The sequence below is a fragment of the Micromonospora tulbaghiae genome, assembly GCF_900091605.1.
GTDB lineage: Bacteria > Actinomycetota > Actinomycetes > Mycobacteriales > Micromonosporaceae > Micromonospora > Micromonospora tulbaghiae.
The window spans coordinates 164162-177714 of the sequence record NZ_FMCQ01000007.1; the positions used below are offsets into that span (position 1 = coordinate 164162).

At 67.9% G+C, this 13553-nt stretch carries 12 protein-coding genes; 8 read left to right on the forward strand and 4 right to left on the reverse strand.

Annotated features, from left to right (window positions below):
* Positions 1 to 103: 103 nt before the first annotated feature.
* Positions 104 to 1117: an acetamidase/formamidase family protein gene (locus GA0070562_RS20905; RefSeq protein ID WP_091424908.1), complete on the forward strand. Its 1014-nt coding sequence runs from the start codon at positions 104 to 106 to the stop codon at positions 1115 to 1117.
* 339 nt (positions 1118 to 1456) lie between these two features.
* Positions 1457 to 2131 (forward strand): GNAT family N-acetyltransferase, encoded by a 675-nt coding sequence (locus tag GA0070562_RS20910; protein ID WP_175438815.1) that lies wholly within the window; start codon positions 1457 to 1459, stop codon positions 2129 to 2131.
* 280 nt (positions 2132 to 2411) lie between these two features.
* Here GA0070562_RS20910 and GA0070562_RS20915 read toward each other — a convergent pair whose 3' ends face one another.
* Entirely contained in the window at positions 2412 to 2954 is a 543-nt protein-coding gene (locus tag GA0070562_RS20915; RefSeq protein WP_217493434.1) for a hypothetical protein, read from the reverse strand.
* A 131-nt stretch (positions 2955 to 3085) separates the two neighbouring features.
* On the opposite strand from GA0070562_RS20915, the gene GA0070562_RS20920 reads away from it, so the two are divergent.
* Positions 3086 to 4312, forward strand: coding sequence for a sensor histidine kinase (locus GA0070562_RS20920; protein ID WP_254663849.1), 1227 nt, complete (start codon positions 3086 to 3088; stop codon positions 4310 to 4312).
* Positions 4305 to 5009, forward strand: a complete 705-nt coding sequence (locus tag GA0070562_RS20925) for a response regulator (protein ID WP_091424913.1) — start codon at positions 4305 to 4307, stop codon at positions 5007 to 5009. Before GA0070562_RS20920 ends, GA0070562_RS20925 begins: the two co-directional genes overlap by 8 nt.
* Before the next feature lie 152 nt (positions 5010 to 5161).
* On the opposite strand, the gene GA0070562_RS20930 is transcribed toward GA0070562_RS20925, so the two are convergent.
* A complete protein-coding gene (locus GA0070562_RS20930; RefSeq protein WP_091424916.1) occupies positions 5162 to 5725 on the reverse strand; it encodes an NYN domain-containing protein in 564 nt (187 codons plus the stop codon).
* A gap of 425 nt (positions 5726 to 6150) precedes the next feature.
* On the opposite strand from GA0070562_RS20930, the gene GA0070562_RS20935 reads away from it, so the two are divergent.
* On the forward strand, positions 6151 to 7476 hold the full coding sequence (locus GA0070562_RS20935) for a polysaccharide pyruvyl transferase family protein (protein WP_091424918.1): 1326 nt from the start codon (positions 6151 to 6153) through the stop codon (positions 7474 to 7476).
* Between the two features lie 78 nt (positions 7477 to 7554).
* On the opposite strand, the gene GA0070562_RS20940 is transcribed toward GA0070562_RS20935, so the two are convergent.
* Positions 7555 to 8535, reverse strand: coding sequence for a zinc-binding dehydrogenase (locus GA0070562_RS20940; protein WP_091424920.1), 981 nt, complete (start codon positions 8533 to 8535; stop codon positions 7555 to 7557).
* A 450-nt stretch (positions 8536 to 8985) separates the two neighbouring features.
* On the reverse strand, positions 8986 to 9618 hold the full coding sequence (locus GA0070562_RS20945) for a hypothetical protein (protein ID WP_217493435.1): 633 nt from the start codon (positions 9616 to 9618) through the stop codon (positions 8986 to 8988).
* Positions 9619 to 10388: 770 nt separating this feature from the next.
* Here GA0070562_RS20945 and GA0070562_RS20950 point away from each other — a divergent pair.
* The 3 genes from GA0070562_RS20950 to GA0070562_RS20960 all read left to right on the forward strand — a co-directional run bounded on the left by GA0070562_RS20950 (position 10389) and on the right by GA0070562_RS20960 (position 13538).
* Positions 10389 to 11648, forward strand: a complete 1260-nt coding sequence (locus tag GA0070562_RS20950) for an ABC transporter substrate-binding protein (protein ID WP_091424922.1) — start codon at positions 10389 to 10391, stop codon at positions 11646 to 11648.
* A gap of 70 nt (positions 11649 to 11718) precedes the next feature.
* Positions 11719 to 12672 (forward strand): carbohydrate ABC transporter permease, encoded by a 954-nt coding sequence (locus GA0070562_RS20955; protein ID WP_091425301.1) that lies wholly within the window; start codon positions 11719 to 11721, stop codon positions 12670 to 12672.
* Positions 12669 to 13538 (forward strand): carbohydrate ABC transporter permease, encoded by an 870-nt coding sequence (locus GA0070562_RS20960; protein WP_091424924.1) that lies wholly within the window; start codon positions 12669 to 12671, stop codon positions 13536 to 13538. The genes GA0070562_RS20955 and GA0070562_RS20960 overlap by 4 nt, the downstream gene beginning before the upstream one ends.
* The last annotated feature ends 15 nt before the right edge of the window (positions 13539 to 13553 follow it).

Sequence of the window (13553 nt, forward strand, 5' to 3'; positions counted from 1 at the left end):
ATCGGTATGGTGCGGGTTCGCCATCCGGCTGCAGGTCGTGATCAACGCCCGGGTAGCAGCACAGGTGCTCGGCTTCCACCACCGACCGCGACGAGGAGTTGCCATGACCGAGGTCGTCACCTACCGGCCCGAGCCGGCGGAGATGTCGTACACCTTCGGCGGCCGGGAGCCGGTCCTGCGGGTCCGGCCCGGCACCGTCGTGCAGCTGTACACCGAGGACTGCTACGGCGGCCGGGTGCGTGGCATCGACGACCTGCCCTCGCGGGTGTGTGAGTTCCCCTATCTCAACCCGGTGACCGGGCCGATCCACGTCGAGGGCGCCGAACCGGGGGACACGCTTGCGGTGCACGTGGTGGCCGTCGAACCGGCCCGGGACTGGGCGGTCTCCAGCACCTTTCCGCACTTCGGCGCGTTGACCGGGACGCACGCCACGGCCATGCTGCACCCGCCGCTCGACGAGCTGGTCTGGATGTACGACGTCGACGTCGCCGCCGGCACCGTGACGTACCGGGCCCGGCGCGGCGACTACACGGTGGCGCTGCCGTTGGACCCGATGCACGGGACCATGGGGGTGGCGCCGGCGGCGTTCGAGTCGCGGATGACGATCGTGCCGGACGCCCACGGCGGCAACATGGACTCGCCCGAGCTGCGGGCCGGCGTGACCGCGTACTTCGGGGTGAACGTGCCGGGTGCGCTGTTCGCGGTGGGTGACGGTCACTGCCGGCAGGGCCACGGCGAGGTGTGCGGCACCGGGGTCGAGGCGGCGATGAACACCACTCTGATTCTCGACCTGGTGAAGGGCGTGTCGACGCCGTGGCCGCGGCTGGAATCCGACGACGCGCTGATGAGCACCGGCTCGGCCCGGCCGCTGGAGGACGCGTACCGGATCAGCCAGCACGACCTGGTCACCTGGACGGCCGAGCTGATGGGGTTGGACCAGCTCGACGCGTACCAGCTGGTCAGCCAGGCCGGTGAAGCGCCGGTGGGCAACGTCTGCGACCCGAACTACACGATGCTGGCTCGGGTGGCCCGCCGCTACCTGGGCGGGGTGACCGCGTACGACGGCGTGCACGCGCGGCTGCGCGAGACGGGCCGGGCCCACCTGGCCCACCGTTGACCGCCGACGCGGCCTCCTCGCTCACACCTGTCTATCCGTTCCTCAAGGCGTCGCACCTGCCGGCCGGGCCGGCCGGCCACACTGACGGACGACAAGAACCATGAAGACTCCGCGGCTCTGTCCCGAACCCCCGGCCCTCAGAGATCGGCCGGGGTGAATCGCCTCGTCGGGCACCACAAGGGCTACCGGCCTTTCCGGACGGGAACAAGGTGGAGCACCCTACCGGACGATCGGCCTTCGCCCCGTCCGGGAAGGCTGGACGGTCTACCACTGCCCGACGAGGAGATCCCCCAACATCTGCGGGCAATGGCAGACGGCAGGACAGGGCATGATGCTCGGATGACATTGGCCGAGATCTGGCCCGTGCGCCGTCTGCGGGTGACGACGTCGGTGCTTGAGCTGGCTGTGCCGGGTGAGGATGAGCTTGCCGAACTGGCGATCCATGCGGCAGCCGGCATCTACGATCCGCAGAACCGCTTTCTGGCGCGTTCGCCCGTAGCGGGGTGGGAGTCGGGACCGTCTCCCCAGGCCGAGTGGTCGTTCTTGCGGTACTACTGGGCGTCCCTGGCGGACTGGCGGCCGAGCAGATGGAACCTGGTAATGGCTGTGAAGGTCGATGGCGCGTGCGTCGGGGTGCAGGAGATCGGCGCGCAGGACTTCGGCACCACCAAGACCGTCTCGACGGGGTCATGGATCGCGCGGCGGTTCCAGCGGCGTGGGTATGGCAAGGAGATGCGGGGCGCCATCCTGCACCTCGCGTTCGCGGGGCTTGGAGCGGATCGCGCCGAGTCCGCCGCCTGGTCCACCAACGCGCCGTCGCTGGGAGTCTCGTGGTCGCTCGGCTATCAGTCGAACGGCACCACGATCCGGGCTTTCGACGGTGCCCGCCAGGAGCAGATCAACCTGGTGCTCGACCGCGAACGGTGGGAGAGCCAGCGTGACGACATCGCGATCCACGGACTCAGCGACGAGGTGCTTGAGCTGATGGACGTAAAGCGGGCCGCATCCCGGTGATGGCCGAGACGTCGGGCCGGCCTTTCCGGCTTGCTGGAGACCAGGCCGGTCCCTCCGGCCGGCATCGGCCCGGCCAGCCGGCCACGCTGACAGACGACAAGACCTTGAAACGTCTGGCGTTCGTCCCGAACCCCGATCCTCAGGGATGCCGCCGAGAATCACCTCGCCGGGCATCACAAGGGCTACCAGGCTCCCGGGACGGGGCCAATATAGAGCTACAGGGCGAGCAGAAGGTTCAGTAATCGGCATTCGGTTGGTGGCCCGGATTCACCTTGTCCGATCACACGGCGATGCCTTCTTCCCGGGCGGCGGGGACAGTGGCTCGCCGGAGCAGGACGTGGCAGATCGGGTACAGCAGGGCGCCGTCGAGGTAGTGACAGAACATCGCGCCGAGGTATGACGGGCCGCCCCAGGCGTTGCGGGGGAAGTTAGGGTCCAGCCCGGCGAAGACCTGCAGTCCGATGCGCCACGCCATGTACACCTCCAGCAGTACGAGGAAGGCGACGGCCAGGCAGCGCAGCAAAGCCGGAACGCCGGCCCCGGACCGGAATGTGGCTCCGATCCGTGCTGCCATCGGACGTCCGAGCGGCACGAAGATCACTTTCCAGCCGAGCGGGCTACGGCGGGATGCCACCGCGAACCAGACGGTCACGACCGCGAGGACGCCGAGATGCGGCAGCCACGCCTCAGTGCCCGCGATCTGTGGTTCGAGCGTGTCGGATCGGTGGAGGTACCTCGCGACTCCGCTGGCCAGTCCGGCTATCACGGAAACGGTCGCGGTGACGACGGCGGGACGGGACAGCTGCAGCCGGTGGTTTGTCATGACTGGAACAGTGCGCCACACCGACCGGCCCGGGCGTCGCTCTCCAGCATGATCCGGGGCCTCCCTCGGAGGCGGCACCGTCATTCTCGCGCATGACGCCTTCGTCGATACGTTTCGCTAACGTGATCCACATGCGACTGGGCCGGAGCGATCTGCCATGGCCCGATCTGCTGGACATCGCTCTGGCCGTCGGGTCGTTCGGACTGTTCACTCTCCCGGTCCTGCTCCGCGGTTCCGGACATGGGCCGACGGCGGCGATCCTGGTCCTCGGCGCCGCCGCGGCCGTGCCGCTGGCGGCGCGCCGGGCCGTCCCGGTACCGGTACTCGTGACGGTGTCGCTGGTCCTCGCCGTGGCAGCGCTGGCCGATGTCGGCTTCACGGTGTTCCACAGCAACGCGGGCCCAGCCTTGGGGATCGCGGTGCTGACCGTGGCCGATCGGCTTCCGCGCGAGGTGTCGCTGCGGGCCAGCGTGGCGGCGGTCGGGCTGGTCACCATGGCGGAATTGACCGCGATGCAGTTGCACCCGGCCACCGGGCAGAACGCGATCCAACTGGTTCTCGCCATTCCAGCCTGGTTGGTGGGGTACGCGTTCGGTACCCGTCGACAGGCGGAGCGTCGGCTGCGCGCGGAGACGGCGGAGCGGGCCCGGGAGGCGGAGCGCCGGGTCCGCGCCGAGGAACGGGTCCGGGTGTCGGCGGACGTCCACGACATCGTGTCGCACACGCTGAGCATGATCGCGGTCCGATCGGGCGTGGCACGGGTGGTGCTCGAACAGCGGCCGGAGGAGGCGCCGGCCGCGCTGTCGGCGATTGAGACGGCCAGCCGCAGCGCTTTGGACGAGTTACGAGCGGTGTTGCACTCGTTGCGGGACGCTTCGGGGGATCCGTTGGGCACGGCGGGTGCGCTGACGGCCGGCCCGGCCGTCGAACGACCGACACTCGCACACATCCGGTCGCTCGTCGACAATCTCCGCGATGACGGCTACCCGATCACGCTCACACTGTCCGAGACGGCCGGCGCACCACCACCGGTCGAGGAGTCGGCCTACCGGGTCGTGCAGGAGGCGCTGACGAATGTGGTCCGCCACGCCGGCCGGGTGACAACATCCGTCGACGTCACCAGCGGCCCGGACGGAATCAGCATCTCGGTGCTCAACGCCGCCCCCGTCGCCGGCCCGTCCGGGGCCGGGCCGGGCAGCGGACACGGCCTGGCCGGAATGCGGGATCGTGTCGCGTTGTACGAGGGCACCGTCACGGCCGACCCATGTCCGGACGGTGGTTACGCAGTGCGCGTTCAGTTCCCACTTCGATGGACGACGGCACACGCTGACCGCAGCGAGGGGAAGCGCCATGGCTGAACCGGCGGTCGGCGCTGACGGCACTACCGAGCCGATCCGTGTCCTGGTCGTGGACGACGAGGCGCTGGTACGAGCCGGATTCCGGGTGCTTTTGGAAACCTCACCGGGGCTCACGGTGGTCGGCGAGGCATCCGACGGTGCCGCGGCGGTCCGGCAGAGCCGTGCACTTCGCCCGGACGTCCTGCTCATGGACATCCGCATGCCGGTCATGGACGGCCTCGAAGCCACCCGGCACATCGCCGACGACGACAGCATCGACGCCCGTGTGCTGATAGTCACGACCTTCGGCGAGGACGAGCACGTCTTCGCCGCGCTGCGTGCCGGAGCAAGCGGTTTCGTACTCAAGGACACCCCTCCGGAAGACCTGCTCAGCGCCATCCGCGTCATCGCCGGTGGTGAGGCGCTGTTGACCCCACGGCTGACCACCCGACTGGTCGCGGAGTTCGTGCGAAGCACGTCCGGCCACGCCTTGGCAACCGCACCGGGGGCGCTCGACGAACTGACCGAGCGCGAACGGGAAGTGCTGGTTCAGGTTGCGGCCGGCCGGTCGAACGCGGAGATCGCCGAACACTTCACCGTCAGCCTCAACACGGTGAAGACCTACGTGAGCCGACTGCTGCTCAAATTGTCGGCCCGTGATCGAGCCCAGCTCGTCGTGTGCGCCTACGAGGCTGGTTTAGTGGTGCCGGGAAGGTGAGAGAATGCAGTCGTAATGTGGCCGACCGGCACCGTCACTTGAACGGAATTCAGTTACCGGCGTTGACTGTCCGGCCGATAGTGGTCACTTCAGCTGACGCGGTCGGTACGACGACTACAGCTCTCGCGGCCGGTCCGTGGACGCTGCCCTGCTTACAAGAAGCGCTCAGGGTCGAAGTTTTCGAGGTCGATGATGCGAACCCGAGGAAGGACGTTGGTGAAGCAGCCCGCATCCTCCTCGATGTCGAATACATGCAGGCCCGGCAGATCGGCGAAGCCGGCGTTGAGAAACTCCTTGAACCCGACGACCGCGACCTGATGATCACTTCGTAGGAGCTCGTCGACCTGCGGCAGGAAGTCGCCGTCGTGGCTGGCGAGCATCACATTGCCCGGGCGCCGGGCGATGGCCTCCAACGTCCGCTGGATGCCGATGTCCACTACCTTCTGATCCGATGATCCAGCGAGCGGAATAGGCCGGTATTCCATGCTCAGGAGGGCCCGGACGAAGGGCATCGGCAGACCGCCGCCCGAGGCGTTGAGGAAGAACAGCGCCTTCACCGGCTGCTGCCACGTGTCCCGCGCGAAGTCCCGCAGACGCTCCCACCGGGGTCGCTCCGCAGGGGCCGGCCGGCGTTCCAGAACACTGTTGCCGAGAGTGGCATCGATGTTCTCCCCGTCCACGATGAGGTACGTGACGGGGTCGGTCGTGCCGGACATAGGCGTGCCTCTCGAGTCGAGCAGTGCACGGACCGGTCGAGCCCGAGCGTGTGACGTGTCGGAGGAAGCTGCGCTCACGGTCAGGGGCATCGCCTGCCAGCCCTGCCGGCACAGAGTATCCGATTCTCATCTGCCGCTCCGGGCGGGCCGGTGTTCATTACCGCTGGTGACGCACGGTGTCATCTGACTATCTGGTCCATATCGATTCCGAACTGCGAGTCTTCCTGTGCTGCTGCCCGACCACGGCCAGGTCCGCGTACTCCGCCCACCTTCGGGCCGACGGGACGGCCGGTCAGTGGGATCCGGACCGGCGTGGAGACGGTAGGATTTCGGCTCCTGCACGGAACGGGGTCGTGCTCGGCCGATCGCGCCGCTTCGGCCTCGCCGGGCGCCGTGGCGTCCGGGACGAAGGGTGGACACCCCGGATGCACCAGCGGATCCTGCTGCGAGCCCGCAAGGGCCCGTTCGACGTCGTCACCGCCGAGGAGACCTACGAACGGGACTGGATCGGCAAGAACAGCGGTAACCTGGTCTTCAGCCACGCCGCGCACAAGCTTCTGGCCACCTCGGCGGCGGAGATCACCCCGTCGCGGTTCCGGGCGGACCCGCGCGATGCCGACGAGATCAACGAGAAGTACGACGTCTTTGTGATCCCGCTGGCCAACGCCTTTCGCCACGACTACGCGAACCGGCTGATGTCGATGACCCGGCTGATCGAGCGGCTCAAGATCCCGGTGGTGGTGCTGGGGGTCGGAGCGCAGACCGACGTGGACGGCGACCTGGAGTACCTGCGCCCGATCGACGAGCCGGTGAAGGCGTTCTGCCGGGCGGTGCTGGACCGATCGCACAGCATCGGCGTACGCGGCGAGATCAGCGAGACCTACCTGCGTACGCTGGGTTTCTCCGCCGTCGAGCAGATCGGCTGCCCGTCGATGTTCCTGCACGGCGACAGCTTCCGGGTCGAGAAGGCGAAGGCGACCCTGGGCACCGAGGATCGGCTCGCGTTCGTCATCTCGCCATACGTCCGCGCGTTGGCCCCGATCGTCCGCCACCACCACGAGCGCTACCCGAACCTGCGCTACCTGGCGCAGGGCCTGTACACCCTCGGCACCCTGCTCTACGGCGACGCACCGAATTTGCGCGGCAAGACCGACGACATGCCGATCCACACCTCACACCCGCTCTTCGTCGAGGACAAGGTGCGGATGTTCGTGGACCCGTGGCCGTGGATGGAGTATCTCTCCGGCTTCGACTTCGCCTTCGGCACCCGGATCCACGGCACCATCACGGCGCTGGTCTCCGGCACTCCCGGGTATCTCCTCGCACACGACTCGCGCACCCTGGAACTGGCCCGCTACTTCGACATCCCGCACCGGTTGATGCGCGACGCACCGGCCGACGTCGATGCCGCCCAACTCTACGAGGAGGCCGACTACACGGCCCTGAACGAGGGCCACAAGGAGCGTTTCGCGCGGATCACCGCGTTCCTCGCCAAGCACGACCTCGGCCTTTCGTTCGCCGACGGGGACAGCGCCGCCCGCTTCGACATGCAGGTCCGCCAAACCGCCTACCCGGAGGCGGTCCGGCCGGCCTCCGCCTACACCACCGACGAACTGCTGGCGCGCATGCAGTGGCTGCGCGACGAGAACCGGACGCTGCAGCAGAAACTCAAGGCACACCGCGCGCAGCCACTGCGCGAGCAGGTCAAGCAGGCGGTGGGCGGCCGGGTCCGCCGGATGCTGTCGCGCTGACCGTCGTACGCCTGTTCGGCAGCGGGGAGCCGGCGTCGGCGCCGCGACGGTGCCCGGCCCGGTGCCGACGACGACAAGTCAGCTGGCCGTTCGGCCGCCGACCAACAACAGTGACTTGCCCACCGTTGTGCGGGCGGCAAGTGCACGGTGGGCATCAGCGGCCTGCTCCAGCGGGTAGGCGGCGCCGATCGCCGGCCGTAGCCGTCCCTCCGCAGCACGTTCCAGTGCACGGCCCAGCAGCTCGCGCACGGTTTCCTGGTTCGGGGGACCGTCCAGTAGCGGAGCGAGCACCCGTATACCGCGGCGCGCGGCCGACTCTGGGTCCGGTGCGGCGAACCCGTCGGCGGTGCCGTAGGTGACGAACCGGCCGCCGTCGGCCACCGCGCCCAAGGCGGCCGTGCCGAGCGGGCCACCCGCCCCGTCGTAGACCAACGCCGCACCGCCACCGGTCGCCTGCCGCACCCGGCGGATCCAGTCCGACCGCGTGTAATCGACGGCAGCCTCCGCGCCCAGCTCGCGGGCCAGTGCCAGTTTGACGTCGCTGGATGCGGCGGCGACCACCCGGGCGCCGGCATCGACGGCCAACTGCACCAGCAGCGAGCCGGCTCCACCGGCAGCCGCTGAGACCAGCACCCATTCTCCCTTCTCCGGCCTGCCCAGCCGGTCCAGGCTGAGCGCGGTCACGCCGTCGTGCACCAGCGCGGCCGCCACCTCGATGGCCAGTCCGTCGGGCACCGGCATGGTCTCCTCGACGTCCGCGACGATCCGTTCGGCGTAACCGGTGCTGGTCCGTACGACCACACGGCGGCCGATCCATGCCCGGTTCACCCCTTCGCCGGTCTCCACCACCGTGCCCGCTCCTCCGCCACCCGGCACGTACGGCAACGTCCGCGGGAAGAAGTCCTGGCCCCAGCCGCTGCGCAGCAGGGTGTCGAGGAGAATGACGTCTACCGCAGCCATACCGACGACGACCTGGCCGGGTCCGGGTACCGGGTCGGGCAGTTCCGCGGGACGCAGCACCTCCGGGCCACCGAACACGGCCACCTGGATTGCGCGCATGTGTAGCACCCCTTGCATGAGACGGCGTCCCGGCCAGTGTTCAAGCTGAAGCTTGGTTGAGGTCAAGGACGTGCTGAGGGCAGCGCGCCTTTGCTCGTTGCGGTGCCATCCGCTTCCGCCGCTACGACTGGCGTGCTGGCGTTCATCACCGCTGGTTACGCACGGTAATGTATGACTGCCTCTCCTGCCCCCGCTTCCAGCGCCGTGCCGGCCGGCCGACCAACGCGTTTCTGCGAGCCGCAGTTCCGCCTTTCTCGGCCGCTACCGTTGGCGTTCACGGCGCTGCGGCCTACGCGGTGATGTGCTGCCGCGGCAACGAGACGCTGGTGCAAGCCGAGATGGTCCCGGCGGCACCGGCGAAATGCAGCACGAGTCGTTGAGGGGTCAAGATCGGATGCACGGATCTGCCGCGAGTTCCTTGCCGTGGCCTGCCGCTGCCGGACCTCGGCATTACCGTGAGTATTCGGCATGCAGTTCGGCGTACGGCCGGCGTCGGTCGGGGTGGCGGCGCGTTCTGCCCATGCCGATCTCGGCGCAGCAGTGCGTGCCGGGGACGCGAGCGCGATGGGCGGGGCACTCCTCGGCCAAGGCGCGGACCTGGTCGGCTTCCAACTCGAACGCTTCGCGGCTGCCGGTGAGCACCAACGTGTCGGCGGCGATGTCCCACCGCAGATGATCGCGGAACTCTTGATGCCGGACTCGCCGGTGATCATCGATCGACCGCGCCGGCCACGCCTGACCGGGTAGGACGACGGTGTGTGGCCGACCGGTCCCCAACCGGGAACGGACCTGCTTCCACCGCGACGGCGGGAACGCGAGGCGGTGATGCAGCAACACCAGGTCGAGCGGGCGCCCCCAACTGTGATGGTGGGGAAGTGTCGCGCGACGTAGGGGAAGATAGATGATCGTGTGCGGCGACCGGGCAGCCAGCCCCCACGCCAGAGCGAACAGCATCGCTGTTTCCTTGTCGAGGCAGAACTGGGCTCCAAGACGGCCCTCGTACAGACCGGCGAACCCCGGCGGCCTTGCCGGCCGCATGACCCGGTACCGATGGCGGCCGAGGTGGACGGTACTGACCATCACCGGCCATTCGTGTCCGCCCAACCGTCGACCCACTCCAGCAACATCCTTCGACTCTCGTCGTATCGCCGTACGGTGAGCATTGTCGGCGGAGCCGGCACGACACGGCGACAGAGTTACCTGACGGCGGGGAGCCCGACTCAAGACCGAGCACGCTCTCATGCCGCTTCGCCACCCTCAAGGCCGAACTGGTCCACACCCGGGCATGGCCATCCCGTCGCGAACTGGAGATGGAGGTCTTCTCCTGTATCGAAGGCTTTTACAACCCTCGCGACGGCACACCCGTCTGGGAACGTCGGCCCCGACACCTACGAGAAGATCCACCGAAAGTGCTGACAGGCATCGATGTGTCCGCCGGGGCGCCGCTCAGGACGGCGCGGCCGCCGAGCAGGTCAGCCCGAAACGCGCCGCGGCGACCGGAGTCAGGCCGCTGTCCGGGCGCGGACGAGAGAGCAGCCGGTGGCTCCTTCCGGCAGAGTCACGCCATCTGCTCCGAAACTTTCGGCACTCGTCCGGTCGGAAATCCACCCTGCCGTCCGGCGCTCCTGCTGGCAGCGAGGTCATTGACGGATGGCGGGGCAGTTAGTAGCCTCAGCGCACAAAATCATGGCATGTAAATATCTCGATAAGTTTCGGAGGCGACGAGCTCACCGTCGGCGGGACAACGACTGACCGGTCGGTGAGGCCACTCGCCGGATTCTGCCTGCGCGCCCGCGCCGGTGAGAACCCGCCACCCCGCCACCGCTGCTCACGATCACACCGCTGGAGGGCCGTTGAAACGCGTCCGGACCACCGCCACAGCAGTCATCGCCGCCGCCGCGCTCCTCCTTGCCGGTTGTGGGGGATCAGACGGCGAATCCGACTCGAAGACCTTCGAGTTCTGGTCGTTCGCCAACATCAACCAGAAGGCCGACGTCGACGTCTACACCAAGGCGCACCCCGATGTGCGCGTCAAGCTCACCGAGGTGGGCAGCACGACCGAGACCGCGCAGGCGCTCACCGCCGCGCTGGCCGGCGGCAAGGTGCCCGACCTGGTGTTGATCCAGGCCGACGACCTGCCGAAGTTCATGCAGTCCCCGGACAACTTCGTCGACCTCACCACACTGGGCGCGAACGACATCAAGGGCAACTACCTCGACTGGGTGATGGCGCAGTCGACGACCAAGGACGGCAAGATCATCGGTGTGCCGACCGACGTCGGCGGTCTGGCGGTGGCCTACCGTACCGATCTGTTCAAGGCGGCTGGCCTGCCCACCGACCGGGACGAGGTCGCCAAGCTCTGGCCGACGTGGGACGAGTTCATCAACGTCGGTAAGCAGTACGTCCAGAAGACCGGGAAGCCGTTCGTGGACAACACGCCGACCAGCGTCTTCTTCCAGGCGGTGAACCAGGGCAGCCAGCGCTACTACAGCGCCGACCGCAAGCTCGACTACGACAACGAGCAGGTCAAGGCGGCGTTCGACGTGACGCTGAAGGCTTTCGACGCGGGCATCTCCGCCAAGCAGGGGTCGTTCTCGTCCGGCTGGACCGCGGCGATGAAGAAGGGCGACTACGCGGTGGTGTGCTCACCGTCCTGGATGCTCAGCCAGATGAAGACGAACGCCCCCGAGACGAACGGCAAGTGGGACATCGCCACCATTCCCGGTGGCTCGGGGAACTGGGGTGGCAGCTTCCTCGCCATCCCCAAGCGCGCCAAGAACGCGAAGGCGGCGTGGAACTACATCTCCGAGATGCAGTCGCCGAAGGGCCAGCTGGACCACTTCCTGATGCAGGGGTCGCTGCCCACCACCCCGTCGGTCTACACGGACCCGCAGCTGGTGGGGAAGACCGACCCGTTCTTCAGCAACGCGCCGATCGGCAAGATCTACACCCAGTCGGTGCTGGGGATCAAGCCCTTCTACTTCGGTCCGCAGGACGGCCCCATCGGCACCGAGTTCCTCAACACGCTCACCAGCGTCGAGCAGGGCAAGGTCAACCCGGCCAACGCCTGGGACACCGCGCTGACAAACGTCAAGAACGCCGTACGCGAATGACGGAGGGCTGAGTGCGGCGGCCGGGACGAGCCCGGCCGCCGCCCATCGGGAGGGTGACGCTTTGACCACCATGCTCGGCCCGGCCCCGGTCCCACCGGACGTCCGCAGGCCCGCTCGCAACCGGCGGATCCAGCAGGGCGTACGGGAGTTCCTGGCGCCGTACGCGTACATCTCGCCGTTCTTCGTGCTGTTCCTGATCTTCGGCCTCTTTCCGCTGCTGTTCACCTTCTACATCTCGCTGTTCGACTGGGATCCCATCGGCGAGCACCGTTTCGTGGGGCTGGACAACTTCTCCGAGCTGCTGGACGACCCGCGCTTCTGGGGCGCGCTGCGGAACACGTTCAGCATCTGGGTGCTCTCGACAGTGCCGCAGTTGCTCCTGGCGCTCGGCCTGGCGCACCTGCTCAACCACGCGCGGCTGCGGCTGGCCGCGTTGTTCCGGATGTCGGTGCTCGTTCCCTACGTCACCTCGGTGGCGGCCACGACCATCGTCTTCGCCCAGATGTTCGACCGTGACTACGGCATGATCAACTGGTTTCTCGGGCTGCTCGGCTTCGAGCACATCGACTTCACGGCGTCGCTGTGGGGCAGCCACATCATGATCGCCACGATGATCGCCTGGCGCTGGACCGGATACAACACACTGCTGTACCTCGCCGCGCTGCAGGCGGTGCCCCGGGAACTGTACGAGGCCGCCGCCGCCGACGGCGCGAACGGCTGGAAACAGTTCCTGCACATCAGCATCCCCTCGTTGCGGCCGATCATCGCGTTCACCGTCGTGACGTCGACCATCGGCGGGCTGCAGGTCTTCACCGAGCCGCTGCTGGTCAACCCGGTGGGCGGACTCACGTGCGGGGCGGCACGGCAGTGCCAGACCGTCACCCTCTACCTCTACGAGCAGTCCTTCGGGCAGTTCCACTTCGGCTACGGGGCGGCGGTCGGCGTCGCGCTCTTCGTCATCGTGGTGGCCTTCTCCGGACTCAACTATCTGCTGGCCACCCGCATCCGTTCGGAGCGCCCATGAAGCCCGTACCCCCGACCGCCGCGCCCAGGCGGGCCCGGCGGCGCCAGGCCAACCGCGTCCCGATCCCGGTGTACGCCCTGCTCACCCTGATGGCGCTCGCCAGCGTCTTCCCGCTCTACTGGATGTTCGTGGTGGCGACGACGGACTCCGCCACCGCGACGACCCTTCCCCCGACCCTCACACCCGGTGGCAACTTCCTGCACCTGGCGGAGCTGGTCTTCACCATCGTGCCGTTCGTGCAGTCCCTGCTCAACAGCCTGATCGTCGCCGGCACGATCGCCGTGGGCCAGGCGGTGCTCTGCGCGTTGGCCGGCTTCGCCTTCGCCAAGCTGTCCTTCCCGGGCCGCAACACGCTGTTCCTCATCGTCGTGCTGACCATGACGGTGCCGGCGCAGCTGGCAGTGGTACCGCAGTACCTGATCATCTCCCAGTTGGACTGGGTGGACACCCTTCAGGCGGTGATCGTTCCCGGGCTGGTGAGCGCGTTCGGCATCTTCTGGATGCGCCAGCACATCGGCAGCACCATCGACGACGAGCTGATGCAGGCCGCGCGGGTGGACGGCGCCACCACCTGGCAGATCTTCTGGCGGATAGCCTTCCCGCTGGTCCGCCCGGCGGCGTACGTGCTGGGGCTGTTCACGTTCGTCTACGCGTGGAACGACTTCCTGTGGCCGTTCATCGTCCTGAAGTCACCGGAGAACTACACCGTCCAGATCGCCATCAAGGCGCTGCAGCAGAACCGGGACATCGACCTGGGCCTGGCGATGTCCGGTTCCTTCCTGGCCACCATTCCGCTGCTGGTGTTGTTCGTCTTCGTCGGACGCCGCCTGGTGCAGGGAATCATGGAAGGCGCGTTCAAGGGGTGAGGTCCCGTGCCGGTC

What these genes read in the sequence shown, in the direction of transcription:
- GA0070562_RS20905 (WP_091424908.1), top strand. Translation starts at nt 104, where the DNA reads ATGACCGAGGTCGTCACCTACCGGCCCGAGCCGGCGGAGATGTCGTAC.
- GA0070562_RS20910 (WP_175438815.1), top strand. Translation starts at nt 1,457, where the DNA reads ATGACATTGGCCGAGATCTGGCCCGTGCGCCGTCTGCGGGTGACGACG.
- GA0070562_RS20915 (WP_217493434.1), bottom strand. Translation starts at nt 2,954, where the DNA reads ATGACAAACCACCGGCTGCAGCTGTCCCGTCCCGCCGTCGTCACCGCG.
- GA0070562_RS20920 (WP_254663849.1), top strand. Translation starts at nt 3,086, where the DNA reads ATGCGACTGGGCCGGAGCGATCTGCCATGGCCCGATCTGCTGGACATC.
- GA0070562_RS20925 (WP_091424913.1), top strand. Translation starts at nt 4,305, where the DNA reads ATGGCTGAACCGGCGGTCGGCGCTGACGGCACTACCGAGCCGATCCGT.
- GA0070562_RS20930 (WP_091424916.1), bottom strand. Translation starts at nt 5,725, where the DNA reads ATGTCCGGCACGACCGACCCCGTCACGTACCTCATCGTGGACGGGGAG.
- GA0070562_RS20935 (WP_091424918.1), top strand. Translation starts at nt 6,151, where the DNA reads ATGCACCAGCGGATCCTGCTGCGAGCCCGCAAGGGCCCGTTCGACGTC.
- GA0070562_RS20940 (WP_091424920.1), bottom strand. Translation starts at nt 8,535, where the DNA reads ATGCGCGCAATCCAGGTGGCCGTGTTCGGTGGCCCGGAGGTGCTGCGT.
- GA0070562_RS20955 (WP_091425301.1), top strand. Translation starts at nt 11,719, where the DNA reads ATGCTCGGCCCGGCCCCGGTCCCACCGGACGTCCGCAGGCCCGCTCGC.
- GA0070562_RS20960 (WP_091424924.1), top strand. Translation starts at nt 12,669, where the DNA reads ATGAAGCCCGTACCCCCGACCGCCGCGCCCAGGCGGGCCCGGCGGCGC.